Genomic DNA, 842 nt, shown 5'->3' on the forward strand with positions numbered 1-842 from the left:
TCAACAAGCGTGAGTGATTCAACAAGTGCAAGCACATCATTAAGTGAGTCAACGTCAACAAGTGAGAGCGACTCAACAAGCACAAGCACGTCATTAAGTGGATCAGAAAGTACGAGTCTTTCAGACTCAGCAAGTGCAAGCACATCAGATAGTGCATCAACGTCAACAAGCGTGAGTGACTCAACAAGTGCAAGCACGTCATTAAGTGAATCAACAAGTACGAGTCTTTCAGACTCAGCAAGTGCAAGCACGTCATTAAGTGAGTCAACATCAACAAGTGAGAGTGACTCAACAAGCGCAAGCACGTCATTAAGTGGATCAGAAAGTACGAGTCTTTCAGACTCATTAAGTGCAAGTACATCATTGAGTGCGTCAACATCAACAAGTGAGAGTGACTCAACAAGCACAAGCACATCATTAAGTGAATCAACAAGTACGAGTCTTTCAGACTCAACAAGTGCAAGCACGTTATTAAGTGAATCAACAAGTACGAGTCTTTCAGACTCAGCAAGTGCAAGCACGTCATTAAGTGAATCAACAAGTACGAGTCTTTCAGACTCAACAAGTGCAAGTACGTCATTAAGTGATTCAGCGTCAACAAGCGTGAGTGATTCAACAAGTGCAAGCACATCATTAAGTGAGTCAACGTCAACAAGTGAGAGCGACTCAACAAGCACAAGCACGTCATTAAGTGGATCAGAAAGTACGAGTCTTTCAGACTCAGCAAGTGCAAGCACATCAGTTAGTGCATCAACATCAACAAGTGTGAGTGACTCAACAAGTGCAAGCACGTCATTAAGTGCATCAACATCAACAAGCGTGAGTGATTCAACAAGTACAAG

At 42.8% G+C, this 842-nt stretch carries 1 protein-coding gene; it reads right to left on the minus strand.

Features of this window, described 5'->3' with window-relative positions; translation table 11 throughout:
- Nucleotides 1-842, minus strand: an 842-nt coding sequence (locus tag KA858_RS12945; RefSeq protein ID WP_281058932.1) for a hypothetical protein, incomplete at both ends; no start/stop codon positions are given.

Origin of the sequence: Staphylococcus sp. GDX8P80P (assembly GCF_017893095.1) — a bacterium.
Classification (GTDB): Bacteria; Bacillota; Bacilli; order Staphylococcales; family Staphylococcaceae; genus Staphylococcus; species Staphylococcus borealis.